Consider the following 19579-nt stretch of genomic DNA (forward strand, 5'->3'; position numbering starts at 1 on the left):
CCCGCCTGACAGGTATCGAGGCGGATGGGACCGGCGCGACACGACAGCGGGAGGCAGCGGTGAGGACAGCGGCACTGGGACCGGCACAGCGTGCCGAGTCACTGGCGGGTATGGCCGAGCGTGAGCTGGACGTGCTGGTCGTGGGCGCCGGAGTGGTAGGCGCGGGCACGGCTCTGGACGCCGTGACACGCGGTCTGTCCACGGGGCTGGTCGAGGCACGTGACTGGGCCTCGGGCACCTCCAGCCGCTCCAGCAAGCTCATACACGGCGGGCTGCGCTATCTGGAGATGCTCGACTTCGCGCTCGTACGGGAGGCGTTGAAGGAGCGGGGGCTGCTGCTGGAGCGCCTGGCGCCGCATCTGGTGAAGCCGGTGCCGTTTCTCTACCCGTTGCGGCATCAGGGGTGGGAGCGGTGGTACGCGGGCTCGGGTGTCGCGATGTACGACGGGATGTCGATGGCGCGGGGGCACGGTCGGGGGCTGCCGCTGCATCGCCATCTGACGCGGCGGCACGCGCTGCGGGTGGCGCCCTGCTTGAAGAAGGACACGTTGGTGGGGGCGTTGCAGTACTACGACGCCCAGATGGACGACGCGCGTTATGTGGCGACACTGGTGCGGACGGCCGCGTCGTACGGGGCGAAGGTCGCCAACCGGGCGCGGGTGACCGGGTTTCTGCGGGAGGGCGAGCGGGTCGTCGGGGCCCGGGTGCGGGATGTCGAGGCCGGGGGTGAGTACGAGGTCCGGGCGCGGCAGGTGGTGAACGCCACCGGGGTGTGGACCGATGACACCCAGGCGATGGTGGGCGAGCGCGGGCAGTTCCATGTGCGGGCGTCCAAGGGCATCCATCTGGTCGTGCCGAAGGACCGCATCCACTCGACGACGGGGCTGATCCTGCGGACCGAGAAGTCCGTGCTGTTCGTGATCCCCTGGGGGCGGCACTGGATCGTCGGTACGACGGACACCGACTGGGATCTCGACAAGGCGCATCCGGCGGCGTCCAGCGCGGACATCGACTACTTGCTGGAGCATGTGAACTCGGTGCTGGCGGTGCCGCTCACGCGGGACGACGTGCAGGGGGTGTACGCCGGGCTGCGGCCGTTGCTCGCGGGAGAGTCGGAGGCCACGAGCAAACTGTCGCGGGAGCACATCGTGGCGCATCCGGTGCCGGGGCTGGTGGTGGTCGCGGGGGGCAAGTACACGACGTATCGGGTGATGGCCAAGGACGCGGTCGACGCGGCTGTGCACGGGCTGGATCAGCGGGTGGCGGAGTGTGTGACGGAGGATGTGCCGCTGCTCGGGGCCGAGGGGTATCGGGCGCTGTGGAATGCGCGGGCGCGAATCGCCGCCAGCAGTGGGCTTCATGTGGTGCGGGTGGAGCATCTGTTGAACCGGTACGGGTCGGCGGCGGAGGAGGTGCTTGAACTGATCGCGGCCGACGCGTCGTTGGGGGTGCCGCTGGGAGGTGCCGACGACTATCTGCGGGCCGAGGTGGTGTACGCGGCTTCGCATGAAGGGGCTCGGCATCTCGATGATGTGCTGACCCGGCGGACGCGGATCTCGATCGAGACGTTCGACCGGGGGACGCGGAGTGCGCGGGAGGCCGCCGAGTTGATGGCTCCGGTGCTCGGGTGGGACGCGGACCAGATCGAGCGGGAGGTCCAGCATTACGAGAAGAGGGTGGAGGCGGAGCGGGAGTCGCAGCGTCAGCCGGATGATCTGACGGCGGATGCGGCGCGGTTGGGGGCGCCGGACATCGTGCCGCTGTAGTCGGCCGATTTTGCTTCGCCCCCGCCGCCCCTGCCCGACCCGTCCCTGGGGGCTGCGCCCCCAGACCCCGCTTTGGTCCTTCGGGCTCGTCCTCAAACGCCGGACGGGCTGAGAAACGCCGGACGGGCCGGGAGGGGTGGCCGGCTGGCTGAGGGGGCCGTCGAGGTGCTGATGTCGGCAGGCCTTGGCTTGTTGAGGGGGGCCCTGGGTGTGGGGGGTTTCCCGGTGGGTGACAATGGAGGCTCTGTCAGGGCGGGTTGTATGAGGGGACGCATGTCGGAGGCGGAGCGGGCTGGGGAATCCCGTCAGGACACGGACGGACGTCTCCTCGCCGGGCGGTACCGGCTGGGAGGGGTGCTCGGTCGCGGCGGCATGGGCACCGTGTGGCGGGCCAAGGACGAGACGTTGGGCCGTACGGTCGCCGTCAAGGAACTGCGGTTCCCGTCCAGCATCGACGAGGACGAGAAACGACGGCTGATCACGCGTACGTTGCGGGAGGCCAAGGCCATCGCCCGAATCCGCAACAACGCCGCCGTCACCGTCTTCGATGTCGTGCACGAGGACGACCGGCCCTGGATCGTCATGGAACTCGTCGAGGGCAAGTCCCTTGCCGAGGTGATCCGTGAGGACGGGGTGCTGGAGCCCCGGCGGGCCGCCGAGGTCGGGCTCGCCATCCTCGACGTCCTGCGCGCCGCCCACCGCGAGGGCATCCTGCACCGCGATGTGAAGCCGTCCAATGTGCTCATCGACAAGCACGACGGCCGGGTCGTGCTCACCGACTTCGGTATCGCCCAGGTCGAGGGCGACCCCTCCATCACCTCGACCGGCATGCTCGTCGGCGCCCCCTCCTACATCTCCCCGGAGCGGGCGCGCGGTCACAAGCCCGGCCCCGCGGCCGACCTGTGGTCGCTCGGCGGTCTGCTCTACGCGGCGGTCCAGGGCGTACCGCCGTACGACAAGGGCTCGGCCATAGCGACACTCACCGCGGTGATGACCGAGCCGGTGCCCGAGCCGAAGAGCGCCGGGCCGCTGAAGGACGTCATCTTCGGGCTGCTCACCAAGGACCCCGAGCGACGACTCGACGACGCCGGTGCGCGGGCCATGCTCAACACGGTCATCCACGCGCCGGAGCCGAAGGAGGCCGAGCCGCTGGACGCGACGAGGCTCGTGCCGCTGCCGGTGATCCCCGAGGAGTCTTCGGCGTCCGGGTCCGGGTCGCGGTCGGGTTCTGGTTCCGGTTCGGGGTCGGGCTCGAAGAAGGGGGCCTCGGGGCGGGGGGCCGACTCGGGGGCCAAGGGCGGCGAGCGGACGCGGGCGCCTCGGTGGTCCATGCGGAAGAGCGGGAGCGGGGACTCGGCGGCCGCGGCCGCGGCCGGGGCCGGTTCGGCGGCTGCGGCCGCCGCGCCCACCGGCTCCGCTCGGGGTGGCTCCGGTGGCGGCGGTGGCGTCAAGGGGGCTTCCCCGGCTGCCGCTTCGGGTGTTCTGGGGGCGGCCGGTGCCGGCGGCACCTCCGGCTCCGCCGTCGCTTCGGGCTCCGCCGGGGCGACCGCCGTTTCGGGTGGGATCGGGGCACCCAGGGCCTCGTCGGAGTCCGTCGCCGGGAGCCGGGCGAGCGGGGAGAAGGCCGGCGCCGGGTCGGGGCCGGGCTCGGGTACGGCGGTCGGCGCGACGGCCGGGGCACGAGGCGGTGAGGTCGGCGGGGGCAACTCCGTCTCGGCCGGGCGGACTTCGGGGTGGCCCCAGGTGCCGCCGCCGGATCTGCCGCCGAGGCCCGTGCCCAGGGCGCCGATCACCGATGTGGTGTCACGGCGGACGCTGGCGCTCATCGCGGTCGCGGTGGTGCTGGCCGTCCTCGGCACCGTGCTGGCGCTCACCTACGGCGGCGACGACAACAGCTCGAACAACAGCCAGGGCAAGAGCGACACCAAGGTCGCCGCCTCCAGCGGAGCGAAGTCCGGGAGCGCCGACGACGGCGAGGACCAGGACGGGACCGACACCGGCAAGTCCGTTCCCAGCCCGGACGGTGACCGGACACAGGAGGCCGACGGGTCCGCCGGGACGACGGCGAGCGGGTCGCCGGACAGCGGGTCGGGTACGTCGAGCGGGTCGGACAGCGGTGACACCTCCGGGTCCACCGGTTCCGGGACCATCGCCACCGAGACGTACAAGAGCAGCCAGGGGTTCTCGATCGGGCTCCCCGACGGCTGGAAGTACCAGTCGACCGGTGACGCGGGCGCGCGGTTTTCCGGGCCCGACGGGCAGTGGCTGCTCGTCGGGTGGACCAGTACGCCGAAGGACGACCCGGTCGCGGACTGGAAGAACCAAGAGGGGTACATGACGCGCTCGCAGTACAAGCGCATTCGAATAGAGGCGGTGGACTACCGGGGCTGGAACACGGCCGACTGGGAGTTCACCTATGTGGAGAGCGGCACGAAGTTCCGCTCGATCGACCGGGGGTTCGTGGTCGACTCCTCGCAGGGGTACGCGTTGATGTACGCCGCCAAGTCGGCCTCGTGGGGCGATGAGTTGCGCGAGGACACCTGGAAGACGTTCACGACGACGTTCCAGCCGAAGGCCTGAGACACGCGCTGCGTGGGCGGGGTTGCCGCCGGGCGGTGCGGGGGTGTGCGTCCGTGCGACGGTATGCGCCCGCGGGGTGTTCGAGGATGGGGGACGGACCTCGGGCGGGTGGTGGCGGAGGGCCGTTGTGCGCCGGTGCCCATGTCGTTACCGACATGTGAGAGTCCTTGGTCGCGCTCGGTCCGCCGTGCAAGGGCGTGAGGGGGCGCGGGGCGGTGTGAGCTTCGGCTATGTGAGTTCGGCGTGGAGAGTTGTGCCCGGAGTGCGAGTTCGGGGACGGGTGTTCCGGGGAAGACCGAGGGCGTTCGAGGGCTTTCGGGGCGGGTGAGATGTCCCATCCCCTCAATGGGAGTTGCCTCCGGCACGTATCGTGAATGGCTGCGGATCGGATGCATCCAGCACGGAACGGGACGCAGGGCGACCGGGATTGACCGACAGGGCGACCGGGGGAGGGTGTCGTGGACGAATACGCGGGGCGAGTGCTCGCCGACCGCTACCGCCTGCCGCTGCCGCCCTCGGACGAGTACGAACCCGCCGCCGAGACCCGGGCGTTCGACACCTACAGCGGGCAGGAAGTACTGATACGGCAGGTGCCGTTGCCCGAGGTCGTCGAGGCGGAGGTGCTCGGCGCCGACGGGCTGCCCGAGGGGTATGTGCCACGGGACGGCGGGGCGCGGCGCGGGGCGTCGCGGACGACCCGCCGGCCGACCGATCCGGCCGTGCGACGGGCCGTCGAGGCCGCGCAGGCCGCCGCGCAGATACCCGACCATCCACGGCTCGACCAGGTCTTCGACGTGTTCGCCGAGGGCGGCTCGTTGTGGATAGTGAGCGAGTGGGTGTCCGCGCGGACGCTTCAGACGCTGCTGGAGGAGCAGCCGCTGACGCCGTACCGGGCGGCCGAGGTGGCCTCCGATGTGCTCACCGCGCTGCGGGCGTTGCACGCGCATGGGTGGGTGCACCGGAACATCACCGCCCGGACCGTGCTCGTCTGCGACGACGGCCGGGTGATGCTGACCGGGCTGGCCGTCGGGGCGGCGGAAGAGGCGCTTTGCGGGTATGACCCGGTGCCGGTGCGGGAGGGGGAGTTCGGGGGCCCGGGGAGCCCTGGGGACGCTGAGGGCCCTGGGAGTCCGGGGAACGCCGGTGGGCCGGGGAGCGCTGGGGTACGGGGCGGTGGCTCGGGGGTGCCCCGGGGCGCTGTCGGGCCGGGGCGTGATGGGGGGCCGGGTGGTGGCTCCGGGATGGCTCGGGGTGCCGGGACCGGTGGCGGCGTGGTGGCGCCCGGAGGTGCCGTAGGGCGTGGTGGCGCCGGGGCGGTCGGAGCGCTCGGGGCGTCGGGTGCCGGTGGTGGCGTGGCCGGGGGGGCTCGGGCGGGCGGTGGAGCCGTCGCCGGTGGGACCTTCGGCGGGGCCGGGGCCGGGACGGGGACCGGAGCCGCCGGCAGTGGTGGGGTCGAAGATCCCGAGGCCGCTCGGCGGGCCGCGATAGAGGCTCGGGCCGGGAGCGCGACGCCGGTGGCGGACGCCTCCGGGGGACAGCGCGCGTTGGAGAGCGGGGGCGATGTCCGGGCGGCGCGGGCGGGGGCGATCGCGGCGTACCGGGCGGGGGCGCGGGCCGCGGCTCGTGTGAACGTGGATCAGCAGACCGGCGGCGGCAGAGGGTTGCCCGTACAGCGGTCGGCGCCCGGGGCGGATCGGGACGGCACGGTGCCGTCTGCGGCCGGCGGCCGGGGCGGGGAGCTGACTTCGGGCCGGGCCGGGGAGTTGGTCGCGGGGGCTGCGGGGGAGTTGACCTCGGGCAGCGCCGGGGAGCTGACTTCGGGTACTGCCGGAGCGCTGGACCAGGGCGCCGCCGGAGAGACGGCCGGCGACGCTGCCGGAGAACCGGCCCCGGGGCAGGCTCGTGAGTTGACCCAGGACCAGGCGGGGGAGTTGACCGTCGGCTCGGGGCCGAACACGACGCCGCCCGGGCAGATAGCCGACCCTTACGGGGTTCGCGCCAACGGGGTTTCCGGGGGTGCCTGGCACGGGGCGTTGCCGCGTGGCGGGGCGACCGGGGCCGGGGACAGAGCGGCCGTCGGAGCCGAAGCCGAGGGCAACGAGCAGGGTGCCCAAGCGGGGTCGGGGAGGCCGGTCCTTCCTGCCGCCGATGACACCGGCGCCACCGGCAGGGGCGGCGGCCACGGCACCGGCCGTGGCGGTTCCCAGGGGCTCCCCGACGGCGGCGCATACGGAACGCGGAACGACGGCTCGCTCGGTGACGGCGGCCCTCAAGGCGGCGGCGCGCTCGGGCCCGGTGTCCGGGGAGGCGGCGCGACGGGTTCCGGCAGCGGTGGCCAGTTCGGCGTCAGGGCTCTCGGCAGCCCCCACTCGCCTTACGGCGGCGGCCCGTACGGACGCCCGTCCGGTACCGCCGGTGGCCGGGGCGGCGACGACACCTTCAGGCTCGCCGACGCCCGCGCCGAGGGCGCCCCCGGCACCCAGGGTGCGTACGGCTCCCGAGGCGGGAACGGAACACCGGGTTCGCATGGCGCCCAAGGCGACGCACACGGAACCCCAGGCGCCCCCGGCCCCCAGGACGCGTACGCACAAGCGACCCCCGCCCACGGCACCGCCGTCACCCCGGCGCACGGTGCGCACTTCACGCCCGCCCATGGGCATGTGGTCGCGCCCACGCCGCCGCACGGTGGGTACACCGCTTCCGCGCAGGCCGGTGCCGGGGCGGGTGGCGTCTCCTGGGATCGGGGCGCCTCCGGGGGCGGACCCCGGCGGGGGCCGGCCACCGCTCTGGCCGCTGAGCGGGCCCGGCAGGCTCGGATGGCGGTTGTGGGGCCCGTCACCGAGCGGTGGGCGCCGGAGCAGGCCGGGCCGGTGCATGAGAACTGGCAGTTGGCGGCGCCGATCGGACCGGCCACGGATCTCTGGGCGCTCGGGGCGCTGCTGTTCCGCGCGGTGCAGGGGCATGCGCCGTATCCGGAGGAGAACACCGCCGAGCTGGTGCAGTTGGTGTGCTCGGAGCCGCCCGCCTTCGCCGAGGAGTGCGGGCCGCTGCGGCCGGTCGTGGAGTCGCTGCTGCGCCAGGACCCCACCGAGCGGCTGGACTTCGAGGAACTGCGCGGCTGGCTGCGCTCCCTCGTACGGTCCGCGCCGGAGCCCGACGCCGGTACGCATGTCGTCCCCGCACCGCCCGTCGACGCGAGCCGGCTGCCGATCGTACGGCGCCGGGGCGAACTGGTCCGTATGCGCCGGCGGCGTGCCGGTGCCAAGCTGCCCGCGACCAGCACCCACGCCCGTCACCGCCGCGCCCGGCCGGAGAAGGCCCAGAAACCTCGCAGCCTCGGCCGCAATCTGCTGCTGGTGATACTGCTGGCGCTGGTCGCGGCCGTCGCGTACGCCCTGGTGTTCATGCCGAAGGCCGAGCCGAGCACCAGCGACGGCGGTGACACGGGCACCCGTACCGACACCGTCGCGCAGCCCAGCACCGAGCCGCAGGCGAGCAGCGAGCCACGGCCCGATCAGAACACCGGTTCGCCGGATGGAGGGGGCGAGGGGGAGGGGCAGGCCAGTCCTTCGGGGTCGTCCGGGGCGAGCGAGGCAGAGAACGGCAACACCGAGGTCGCCCAGGGGTTCACCCTGCGCAAGGACCCCGAGGGCTTCGAGGTCGCCGTCGCCAACGGGTGGAGCCGCAGCGCCAAGAACGGGCGCGGCCAGATCGTGTACTCCCAGGGCCGGTTCGAGCTGATCATCGTCCCCGGGCGGGACAGCGCGCAGACGTACGGCGACGATCCGCTGACGTACCAGCGGGAGGACGAGCGCGAACTCCAGCCGTTCCGGGATTCCACCTGGGCCACCTCCACCGGGATGCGGTTGATCGAGGTCGGTGGAGTGACCATGGCCGAGGGGCAGTTCACCTGGCAGGACGCCGACGGGCGCGGCATCTTCGTACGGAATCTCGCGATCCTCGTCGACGGGCGGTACCACGTGGTGCAGTTGCGGGGGCCGGAGGCCGAGCGGGATGAGGTGACACGGCTGTACGAGCAGGCTTCGGCGACGTATCGGGTGACGTGACGTGACGTGTCGTGACAGACCGGCTGAGCGGGATGCCGGGCAGCGGAAGCTTGTCGTCCGGGAGCGGGGGCGGGGGCTGCGACAACCGTCACAGTGCTGTTGCTGTGTGGCCGTGCCGGTTTCCCGGGGTGAGGGCCGCTCCTTAATCTGACCCTGTCAAGAAATTGCGGGGCAAGGTGAATCAGATGCAGGGTCTGCTCCTCGCGGACCGCTACCGGCTCGTCGACGTCATCGGCAGCGGCGGCATGGGCAGGGTGTGGCGCGCGCACGACGTGGTGCTCCACCGGGCCGTCGCGATCAAGGAGTTGACGGCCGCGCTCTACGCCTCGGAGAACGAGCACACGATCCTGCTGAAGCGGACCCGGGCCGAGGCGCGCGCGGCGGCGCGGATCAACCACTCGGCCGTGGTCACCGTGCACGACGTGCTGGAGCACGACAACCGGCCGTGGATCGTCATGGAGTTGGTCGAGGGCGACTCGCTGGCCGACGCCATCCGGGACCATGGGCGGGTCGAGCCCCGGGAAGCGGCACGGATCGGGATGTGGGTGGTGCGCGGGCTGCGCGCCGCCCATGCCGCCGGGGTGCTGCACCGCGATGTGAAGCCGGGGAACGTGCTGCTCGCCGAGGACGGCCGGGTCATGCTCACCGACTTCGGTATCGCGCAGGTCGAGGGCGACACGACCATCACCAGGACCGGGGAGATCGTCGGGTCCGTCGACTACATCGCCCCCGAGCGGGTGCGCGGACAGGAACCGGGGCCCGGGTGCGATCTGTGGTCGCTGGGGGCCACGCTCTATACGGCCGTCGAGGGGAAGTCGCCGTTCCGGCGCACCACTCCGCTCACCACCATGCAGGCCGTGGTGAGCGAGGAGGCCGCCGAGCCGGTCTCCGCCGGGCCGTTGGCGCCGGTCATCGCCGCGCTGCTGTGCAAGGACCCCGCCGTACGCCCCGACGCCGACGAGGCCGAGCGGATGCTCGCCGAGGCCGCGGAGGGCCGCCGGCCCCGGCAGACGGAGCCCTTCGTGGCCACGGGGCAGCAGGAGAGCGGTGGCGGTGGCGGTAGCCGTACGGGGGGTACGGGCGCGGGCGGCCTCGGGGGTACGGCGACGGCCGGGCCGGGGACGGGCAGTGGCGGGTCGGGCACGGGCGGGTCCACCGGAGGGGTGGGGTCAACCAGGACCACCGGAGACGTGTGGACGGACGGGGCCACCGGCGGGTCGGGCGTACAGGGTGCCCTTGGTGGGGAGGCGGCGCGCGAGACGCCCGGCGGTGGGGTGCGTGGCGGTGCGTCGGGTACGGGCGCGGATGGCGGCGTACCGGGGGCCGGTGCCGGTGCCGGTGCCGGTGGGCCGGGCGGGGGTGCCGAACCGTGGGGTTCGCGGGGCGGCGGCGTACGGGGTGCGCGGGGGACGGAAGCATGGGGGGCTGCCGGGTATGCGCCGGGGCACAACCCCTCCTCGACGGGGGCCCACGCCGATTCCGCCGCGTACGGTTCGCTCGGGCACGGGGCACCCGTCGGCTCGGACGGGTACGGGACGCCCGTCGGTTCGAGCGGGCCGGTGGTCATCGCTCATCAGGCCGCTGCGGGCGCTCCCCGCCGGCGGGGGCGCGGGCGCGTGCTCGCGATCATCGTGTTGGTGGCGGTGCTCGTCGGGGGCGGTATCGCCGCCGGGCTGTACGCCTGGGGCCAGGGGCGGACGGACAGTGGTTCCGCCTCCACGGAGGACGCGGGCGGGGAGTCGTCGGGAAGCGACGCGGTGCCCGAGGGCTGGGTTCGGGTCGACGATCCGGAGGGGTTCGGCCTCGCGCTGCCCGAGGGGTGGAAGCGGCGGGTGGACGGGGCGCAGATCGACTACACACCCGACCAGGGGGAGCACTTCGTGCGGGTGGCCGTCGACGGGGCGCCCGACTTCGACAGTCCGTACCACCACCAGGTCGATCTGGAGGAACAGGTACGGGACCGGCTGGCCGACTATCAGCGGGTGAGCCTGGAGGAGAACGTCTACCGGGACCGCCCGGGCGCGCTGTGGGACTTCACCTGGACCGCGACGGCGAAGGACAGCGACTTCCCCGGGCCGCGCCGGGCGATCGAGCAGACCTATCTGGACCGGGACGGCGTCGAGTACACGATCTATATGTCGTCGCCCGTGGCCGACTGGGACACCGCGCGGGAGCAGTTCGACCGGGTGCTGCGGAGTTGGCGGGCGCCGGAACAGTGAGGGCGTGGCGGATGCCGCAATGGTGACGGCGTGGCGGGCGCCGCAGCAGTGAGGGTGGGCGGCGCCCCGGGGCGCTGTCCGGCGCGGGAGTGTCACGGTCGGGCGGCGCGTGTGCGGCGCTTGAGCGTCGTGCGGGCGTCGCTTGTCGGCCAGGGCCGGTTTTCGACAGCGGAGGGTTTCGGTCCGGTGCGGCATGATGGGGCGTATGGGGACCGAGGGGGAAAACGTCCGTCTCATAGCGGGCCGTTACCGTCTGGAGGCCAGGATCGGCCGCGGCGGTATGGGCATCGTGTGGCGTGCCACCGACGAACTCCTCGACCGTCAGGTGGCCGTCAAGGAACTGGCCTTCGACACCTCGCTGCCCGATGAGGCGTCCCGGCGACTGCGGGAGCGCACCCTGCGAGAGGCCCGGGCGGTCGCTCGGCTGGGCCATCCGCACATCATCGTCGTCCACGACGTCGTCGAGCAGGACGAACGCCCTTACATCGTCATGGAGTTGATCGACGGCGGTTCCCTCGCCGAGCGGATCGTGGCGGGCGGCCCGGTCGACGCCCGTGAGGCGGCCCGGATCGGCATCGCTCTGCTGGGCGCGCTGCGGCGGGCCCATGACGCCGGGGTGCTGCACCGCGATCTCAAGCCCGCGAACGTCCTTCTGGAGGCCGGCACCGACCGGGTCGTCCTCACCGACTTCGGGATCGCCCAGGTCGCGGGCGCGACCACGCTCACCGAGACCGGGTCGTTCGTGGGCTCGCCCGAATACACCGCGCCCGAACGGATGTCCGGCGTGCGGACCGGGCCGGAGTCCGACCTGTGGTCGCTGGGTGCCCTGCTGTGCGCGGCGCTCAGCGGGGAGTCGCCGTTCCGGCGGGACTCGCTGGGCGGCGTCCTGCACGCGGTCGTCTTCGACGAGATCCGCCCCCCGGCCCAGGCGGCGCCGCTGCTCCCCGTCGTACGGGGGCTGCTGGAGCGCGACCCCGACCGGCGACTCGACGCGGCGGAGGCGGAGCGGCTGCTGCGGACCTTCCTGGAGACCGGCCGTACGCCGAGGACGGCCGACGAGCACCGGACGCCCAGGACTCCGAGGCTGTCGAGGGTGCCCCGCGTGCACATCGGGTACACGCCGACCCGGCGGGACGTACCGCACGCGGCCTCGCGCGAACCCCGGGACCAGGAGGGCGCCTCGGCCGCCGGGGCCGGGCAGGCGGGGGAGCCGTCCACGCCCGACGCGGTGGCCTCGGCGGCCACCGATCTGCGGGAACAGCCCGCGTCGCAGGGGCGGCAGCCGCAGTCCACCAGGAGCGTGCTGCTCGTCGCCGCGCTGGTCGCCGCGATGGCCGGGGCCGGTGTCTCGGCGGCGGCGCTGCTCATGCGGGACGGGAGCGGCGGGGGCGGTACGCCGTCGACCTCGGCGCCCCGTACGCCGGGTACGGCGGACACCTCGGGCACGGCCGACGAGGCGAGCGCGACGGGGACGCCGACCGGTGCCTCCGGGGCGGGCCGTTCGGAGGGAGCGACGGCGGGGGCGACAGCCGGTACGGCCGGTGCCTCGGGTACGGCGGGTACGGCGGCCGGGGGCACCCCCACCGGTTCGCGTGCCGCGACCGCGCCCACCGTGCCCTCCGGGTACCGACTCGCCGAGGACGAGCGGGGGTTCAGCCTCGCCGTGCCGGAGGGGTTCACGAGGGAGCCGCAGGGGGAGCGGGTCTTCTACATGTCGCCGGGGAGGGCCATCCGCATCGGCATCAGGTTCGGGGACCCGCAGGAGGGCGGCCCGGTCGGGGCGATGCGGCGCGCACACGCCAAGGGGCCCTCCACCAACCCCGGTTACCGCGACGGCCGGGTCACCGCGACCACGCACGACGGATTCACCGCCGCGCTCTGGGAGTTCACCTGGGACGGGTTCAGCGCGGCGGAGGGGCCCAGGCACACATACGACCTGTGCTGGGAGCGGGACGGCCGGCTGTACGACGTATGGGTCTCGGCGCCGGTCGGGAAGGTGAGCGAGGCGAGGGAGTACTTCGACGTGGCGGTGGACACCTTCCTGCACGAGTGACCGCCGGTCCATAGAGGGGCGAAACGGGGATATGGGTCCCCTACGCGTCACGGGTCTGTGACCGGAAAGCGACCTGGGTGGAAGCGGGCGGGGCCATCGCGATACAGATAGGCATATGAGCAGCAATGGGGGAGCCCCTTACGGGTCGGGCCACAGATCTGACGAGCCGACGAGTTTCGGTCTGCAACCGCCGCAGCCGTCTGTGCCGCACCCGGGGAACCCGTATGTGCAGTCCGCCCGGCCCACTCAGGCCGTGCCTCACCAGGCCGTACCCCCGCAGGCCCGGCCGACGCCGACCCAGTCGGCGCAGCCCCCGCAGGACCCCGGTGCCGGGCGGTTGATCGGCGGGCGTTATCGGCTGCTCGCGAGGCTTGGGCACGGCGGTATGGGCACGGTGTGGCGGGCGAAGGACGAGACGGTGGATCGTGAGGTCGCCGTCAAGGAGCCCCGCGTACCGGACCATCTTCCCGAGCGCGAACAGGCCAACGCCTATGAGCGGATGCGTCGTGAGGCACGGGCGGCGGCGGGACTCGATCATCCGTCGGTCGTGAACGTGCACGATGTGGCGGTCGTGGACGGCCGGCCGTGGATCGTGATGGAGCTGGTTCAGGGGCGTTCGCTGGGCGATGTGCTCCAGGAGGGCACCCTCGGGGCACGGGACGCGGCGAGAATCGGCCTCGATGTGCTAGGCGCCCTGGAGGCCGCGCACGCGGCGGGCATCCTGCACCGTGACGTCAAGCCCGACAACGTCCTCCTCGGCCGCCACGACCGGGTCGTCCTCACCGACTTCGGCATCGCCCAGATCGAGGGCGAGACCAATCTGACGGACACCGGTGGCTTCGTCGGCTCCCCCGAGTACATCGCTCCCGAGCGGGTGGTGGGCCAGCGGCCCGGTCCCGCCTCCGACCTGTGGTCGCTCGGCGTCGTCCTCTACGCGGCCACCGAGGGCGTCTCGCCGTTCCGGCGCAGCAACACCCCCGCGACCCTGCAGTCCGTGCTCAACGCCACGCCCGCCCCGCCCGCCTCCGCGAAGGGGCCGCTGGCCGAGGCCATCAACGGGCTGCTGGAGAAGGACCCCGCCCGCCGCCCGAACGCCGCCCGCGTCCGCGACCTGCTGGAACAGGCCGCGAACCCGCCGGTCCCGGCGCCCACCCAGGTGGTCCTCGGCATGACCGGGGTCGGGCCCGGGACGGGGCAGGGGCCGGGACCGGATTCGGGCTCGGCCGGCAAGGGCGGTCTCACCGTACGTCTCGGTCGTAAGGCCCTGGTCGGGATGGGCGCGGTGGTCGTCGCGGCGGCGGTGGCGGCGTATCTGGTGATCGCCGAGCCGTTCGCGGGGCCGCTGCCCGACGGGTGGACGCGGAAGGACCTCGGTGCGAAGGTCGCGGCGAGCATCGGGGTGCCCGACGGCTTCGTCAGGACCGAGATCGATCCGGACGACACGGACTACTCGGACGGCACGGTCGCGCAGTACCACGATCCGAGCGGCATGGTGCGGATTCTCGTGGACCGGGACATCGAGAAGGACGACAAGGAGAACGAGATCCCCGGCACCGCGCTGGACCGGGCGTATGTCGACTGGGACCTGGTCAAGGACGGCGAGTACAGCTGGGACATCGCCGACGACCCGGCGCCGAAGGGCAGGCCGCACGAGGCCAAGTACCAGGACCGGGACGCCGCCGAGAACACCATCGCCTACTCGACGACCGACAGCCAGAATCCGCTGCCGCGCGAGGCCAGGGTCCTCTACTACAAGGCGCGCAACGGTGACATGTACCGGCTCTGGATCGACTATCCGGGCAAGGGCCACTTCACCGAGGAGGGCCGGGAGATCGCCCGTACGGCGATCGAGACGCTGGAGATCGACAACCCGTAGCCGCCGGAGGGCGCCGGGGCGGGCTCAGGAGACGCTGAGCGCCAGGTCGTTGGTGACCGTGAAGAAGAACCGGGCCTGCCGCGACGCGTCGATGGGCGGGGCGAGCGTGACCGCCGGGTACTTGTCGGTGTCCTTGCGGTCCACGATGTCGTCGAAGAGGCGCCCCAGACGGATGGGTCCGGCCGTGGCGGAGGGGCGCAGATACAGGTCCCAGATGGCCTTGTCGTCCCGGGCGGGCACTGCCGGGAGCGAGGTGAGACGGGCCTGGAACAGCCGGGCGTTGTCGGGCTCGCCGAGGGGCGTCGCCGGGGTCTCGAAGTCCGGCAGGTGCTCGTCGCGGGGGATGCCCAACAGGGCCGCGCCCTCGCCGAGTTCGGCGCCGTGGAGGGTGCCCTCCACCGTCATCGTGGTCTCGCCGATCGGCAGGGCGGTGACCTCGGCGTGGGCGGGGCGGCGGAAGGTGCGCAGGGCGAGGAAGCCGTCCTTGGTCGGGTACGGGACGCACCACGTCACCGGGATCTCATGGGTGCCGCCCGCCGCCGCGTTCAACAGGCCCCGCTGCTCGACCAGTCCGGCCCTCACCCGGCGGCGGGTGCCGTCCTCGGCCCGTTCCACATGGAGGTCCCAGCGGCCCTCGGCGAGGGCGAGGCCGGTACGGGTCAGTCCGGCCGTCCAGGGGCTCTCGGGGTCCTCCGCCGACTCCCGCTCCAGCGGCACGCGGACCTCGTCGTCGCCGTGCCGCCGGCGCAGGACGAGGGTGAGAGCGAGGCCCGGCCCGGCCCCGCCCGCCACCCCGGCCCCGCCCGCCACCCCGGAGGCGCCCACGGAGATCCGTACGCCCCCGTCGGTATCGACCCGGCAGTCGGCCTTCGGCCGCAGCGCTCGCGGCTTGGCACCCTGGCCCGCCGGAGCCTCGGCCGCCGCCCCGGCCGATGCGGTGGTCCCCCTCGCCGCCCCCGCACCCCCGGCTTCGGCCGCCCCGCTCCCCGTCCCGCGAGCCCACAGCGTGCCGAAGCCCCGCCGTACCCGCCCCGCCAGCCTCGCCGCGACCGGCGTACGGGCCTCCCGCAGCTCGGCGATCAGCTCTTCGTACTCGGCGGCGATCGTGCGCGGCTCGTACCGCTGGACCGTCGCGCGGGCGGTCGTGCCGAGGCGGTGGCGCAGGGCGGGGTCGTCGATGAGGCGGAGCAGGCCCGTGGCGAGGGCGTCGGGGTCGCCCGCAGGGACGAGGAGGCCGTCGGTGCCGTCGGTGATGATCTCGCCGGGGCCGTGGGGGCAGTCGGTGGCGACCACGGGGACACCGGCGTGCATGGCCTCCAGGATCGTCATGCCGAACGACTCCCACTCGGAGCTGACGGCGGCGACGGACGCCTTGGCCCACTCGGTCTCCAGGGCGGCGTGCGGGCCCATGAGGAACACGTGGTCGTTCAGGCCGAGCCGGTCGATCGCGGCGCGCAGCTTCGCCCGCTCGGGGCCCTTGCCGTAGATCCGCAGCCGCCACTCCCCTCGTTCCGCCGCCACCTTGGCGAACGCCTCGATCAGCAGGTCGTACCGCTTGACCGGGTACAGCCGTCCGGCGGCGACCACCAAGGGGGCGCGCAGATCGGAGGGTTCGGCCCGGGGGCGGGGCGCGGCGTTCGCGATGTCCGTGATCCGGGCACGTACACCGGGCAGACGGCGGCGGTGGTCCTCGGCGTCCCGCGCGGAGACGGTGACGAACGCGTCGAGGCGGGCGATCGCCTCGTTCTGCGCGGCGCGTACGCCGGGCACGTGGTTGTCGTACGACAGATGCTCCTGCCCGATGAGCAGCGGGCGGCGGCGGGAGGTGCCGGGGGCGGCGTGCTGGGCCAGGAAGACCACCAGGGCCGGGCGGGTGGCGATGACGACATCGGCGTCGGTGGTGTCGAGGAAGGCGCGCAGACGTTCGTCGACGAGTGCCGTGTAGCGCCGGGCGAGGACCTCGGTGGGCGGGACGACGGCCGACGGGCGGGACATCAGCTCATGGCCGCCGTCGTACGCGGGGGAGTCGGGGCGTTCGTCGACCAGGGGGACCAGCCGGACCCTGCCGCTCACCCCGAGCGGCGGGTGTTCCTCGGTGCGGAACATCGAGACGACCTCGACCTCGTGCCGGGCCGCGAGGGCACCGGCGAGGGTGAGGGTCGAGCGGACGGTGCCGCCGATGGCGTACGCGTTGTGGAGCAGGAAGGTGATCTTCATGGGGCGGTCGGTCCGGTCGTCGGGGGCGGGGCTCGTGCTGTGCGCAGGCCCGCTCGCGCGACCGTACGCGGTGTCAGGGCGTCCGCTCGCCGATCCAGGACAGCACCCGGTCGGCCACGCCCTTCTCCTTCAACAGTGCGCCACCGTGCGAGGAACCGGGCACCGTTTCCACCGTGACCCCATTGGCGGGCATGTTGTGGTCGATCTCCTCGGAGGCCTCCAGTTCGCGCGAGTACGTCGCCGGCGCGGGGTCGTCCTCGGAGTGGATCAGATACATGGGGGCGTCGTCGGCGCCGGAGGCGCGGGACCGCGCGGACATGTCCAGCCAGGTGTCCCAGCAGCCGGGTGACCCGCCGCCGTCCCTGGCCTCGTTGTCCTTGGGGTCCGGGTGGCAGCGGGCCAGGAGGGTCGCGTTGTCGCGGAGCTTGCGCTGCTGTTCGGTCGCGGTGGTGGCGTTGCCGTCCTGCCAGACGCGGTACGGGGAGACCACGGGCGACAGCGCCACGACGCCGTCGACGCGATAGGCGCCCGAGCCGTAGGTGGCGACGGTGGTCGCTATCTGGCCACCGGTGGAGGAGCCGAAGAGGATCAGCTTGTTGGCGTCGAGGTCGAATGCGTCGGCGTGGTCCTCGATCCACTCCAGCGCCGAGAGGGCGTCGTCGCGCTGGGCGGGCCAGGCGGCGTCGGTGTTCGGCCGGTAGTCGACGTCGAACACGGCGTACCCGGCGTCCGCGAAGCGGCGGGCCCAGGTGGTCCAGCCGGTGTCCTCGTACCAGTAGCCGCCGTGCAGGATCACGATCCCCGGCTGCTCCTCGTCCCGCTCCTCACCAGGGGTGTTCCAGTAGACGTCGACGGACTGACGGGGGTGCGCGCCATAGGAGTACGCGGCCTCGTGGCGCCCGGCGGCCTCACTGCCGCGCGCGTCCACGGCGATGAGGGTCGCGACCGTGACACCGCACAGAACGAGACAACCCCAGAGCCGACGCACGGCTACCCGCCCTTCGAGAAGTGGCGCGACGTCGCACGAAGGTCCGCACGAGGTCGCACGAGGAGAGATGGCTTGCAGGCGACCGACCTCCCCCGGATGTTCGGCGTTCCGGTGTTCCGACGCGAACGTCCCGGCCGGGGGCCGCACACGCGGCCTGCTGTGCGTGAGCAATCCGGAACTATATGCGGCGCGCCGGAACGACCGTCAAGTACCCCCGGAGTTGGCCTGAAGTCTTTGCCTCGGACACCTTGGCACCCGTTCGGCCGGCAGCCTCGGGCTCCAGGCCCCAGGACGGTGGCGGACACCGCCCGTGCCGTGAAGGAGGCGGTCGAACTCCGTGGGGCCGTCACCGTTTTCCGCCGATCGGCCCTACCATGCCGTGACGAGTGCATGATCGGCGCGAAGGGCTGACGGGCGTGGGCATCGAACACCTTGACGTGCGGGCTCACGGCAGGCAGCGCTGGGCCGCCCGGTTCGCCCTCGGCTGCGCCGCCCTCGCTTTACTGCTGCCGCTCGGCTACGCGCGCGGGGCGAGCCTCTTCCTCGTCGCGGGACTCCTCCTCGGCGCCGGCCTGACCGTGGCCTGTCTGTGGTGGGTGCTCACCCGGCGCGGCGCTCCCCGGATCGCGGCGGCCGTGCTGGCCGTGGCCGCGCCGGTCGGCATCATCTGGTGGTTCGCCGCCGTCAATCTGCTGTGGGTCGTGGTCGTCTCGCTCGCGCTGTGGGGCGCGGCCGTCTGGCTGGGGAAGTTCGCCCTCAGCAGCACCAAGTCCCACCGGATCGAGGTACCCGAACACCGCGTCCCGCCGCCCACGCGCCCCTTCCTCATCATGAACCCCAGGTCCGGCGGCGGAAAGGTCGAACGTTTCCGGCTCAAGGAGAGGGCCGAGCGCCTCGGCGCCACCGTCCACCTTCTCGACCCCTCGCACCATGAGGACGTCGCCGTACTGGCCCGGGACGCCGTACGGGCGGGCCACGACCTCCTCGGTGTCGCCGGCGGCGACGGCACCCAGGCCCAGGTCGCGGCCATCGCCGCCGCCTACGACGTCCCCCTCCTCGTCATCTCCGCGGGCACCCGCAACCACTTCGCCATGGACCTCGGCCTCGACCGCGCCAACCCGGCCGCCTGCCTCGACGCCCTCACCGACAAGGGCGTCGAACTCCATGTCGACCTCGGCTACGCCAGCGGCCACCCCTTCGTCAACAACGCCTCCTTCGGCGCCTACGCCGCCGTCGTACAGAGCCCCGCGTACCGCGACGACAAGGTCGGCACCACCCTCCAACTGCTGCCCGAACTGCTCACGCACCAGCGGGGCCCGAGGCTCACCGCGCGGATCGGCGACGCCGTGATCGACGCCCCGCAGGCCGTGCTCGTCAGCAACAACGTCTACCGCAGCGACGACCTCGTCGGCCTCGGCCGCCGTGAGCGCCTCGACGCCGGGGTGCTCGGGGTCGTCGGCGTCCGCGTCGACAGCGCCGCCGAGGCCGCCGGGCTGGTCCTCGGCCCGAACGCGCCCGGCCTCAGCCTGCTCGTCGCCGACGAGATCGTCGTCGAGGCCGACCGCCCCGAGATCGAGGTCGGCATCGACGGCGAGGCCCTCGTCCTGCCCACCCCCGTCCACTGCCGTGTCTCCGAGAAGGCCCTGCGCGTCCGCGTCCCCCGCGACCGCCCCGGCGTCCCCGAGCCCAAGCCTCCGCTCGACTGGCGCCGGCTGCGCAAACTCGCCGCCGCCGTCGGCCGCACGGCCCTGCCGAAGCACCGCGAACGGTACGACTGGGCGAGTGAGTTGTGGAACCGGCGGCGTTAGGACCG

General features: G+C 73.2%; 9 protein-coding genes. 7 read left to right on the forward strand and 2 right to left on the reverse strand.

Going from position 1 to position 19579, the window contains the following annotated elements; all coding sequences use genetic code 11:
* Nucleotides 1-59 precede the first annotated feature (59 nt).
* The 6 genes from ACWD4G_RS25460 to ACWD4G_RS25485 all read left to right on the forward strand — a co-directional run bounded on the left by ACWD4G_RS25460 (nt 60) and on the right by ACWD4G_RS25485 (nt 14561).
* Nucleotides 60-1766, forward strand: coding sequence for a glycerol-3-phosphate dehydrogenase/oxidase (locus ACWD4G_RS25460; protein WP_451297147.1), 1707 nt, complete (start codon nt 60-62; stop codon nt 1764-1766).
* A 273-nt stretch (nt 1767-2039) separates the two neighbouring features.
* Nucleotides 2040-4346, forward strand: coding sequence for a serine/threonine-protein kinase (locus ACWD4G_RS25465; RefSeq protein WP_451297149.1), 2307 nt, complete (start codon nt 2040-2042; stop codon nt 4344-4346).
* 458 nt (nt 4347-4804) lie between these two features.
* Nucleotides 4805-8413: a protein kinase domain-containing protein gene (locus ACWD4G_RS25470; RefSeq protein ID WP_451297151.1), complete on the forward strand. Its 3609-nt coding sequence runs from the start codon at nt 4805-4807 to the stop codon at nt 8411-8413.
* 185 nt (nt 8414-8598) lie between these two features.
* Nucleotides 8599-10632, forward strand: a complete 2034-nt coding sequence (locus tag ACWD4G_RS25475) for a serine/threonine-protein kinase (RefSeq protein ID WP_451297153.1) — start codon at nt 8599-8601, stop codon at nt 10630-10632.
* A gap of 205 nt (nt 10633-10837) precedes the next feature.
* Nucleotides 10838-12685: a serine/threonine-protein kinase gene (locus ACWD4G_RS25480; RefSeq protein WP_451297155.1), complete on the forward strand. Its 1848-nt coding sequence runs from the start codon at nt 10838-10840 to the stop codon at nt 12683-12685.
* 115 nt (nt 12686-12800) lie between these two features.
* Nucleotides 12801-14561, forward strand: a complete 1761-nt coding sequence (locus ACWD4G_RS25485; protein WP_451297157.1) for a protein kinase domain-containing protein — start codon at nt 12801-12803, stop codon at nt 14559-14561.
* Nucleotides 14562-14585: 24 nt separating this feature from the next.
* Here ACWD4G_RS25485 and ACWD4G_RS25490 read toward each other — a convergent pair whose 3' ends face one another.
* Nucleotides 14586-16778, reverse strand: coding sequence for a glycosyltransferase family 4 protein (locus ACWD4G_RS25490; RefSeq protein WP_451297159.1), 2193 nt, complete (start codon nt 16776-16778; stop codon nt 14586-14588).
* A gap of 73 nt (nt 16779-16851) precedes the next feature.
* Nucleotides 16852-17766, reverse strand: coding sequence for an alpha/beta hydrolase (locus ACWD4G_RS25495; RefSeq protein WP_451297161.1), 915 nt, complete (start codon nt 17764-17766; stop codon nt 16852-16854).
* A gap of 416 nt (nt 17767-18182) precedes the next feature.
* On the opposite strand from ACWD4G_RS25495, the gene ACWD4G_RS25500 reads away from it, so the two are divergent.
* Nucleotides 18183-19574, forward strand: a complete 1392-nt coding sequence (locus tag ACWD4G_RS25500) for a diacylglycerol/lipid kinase family protein (RefSeq protein WP_451297402.1) — start codon at nt 18183-18185, stop codon at nt 19572-19574.
* The last annotated feature ends 5 nt before the right edge of the window (nt 19575-19579 follow it).

This window comes from Streptomyces sp. NPDC002643, assembly GCF_053592555.1.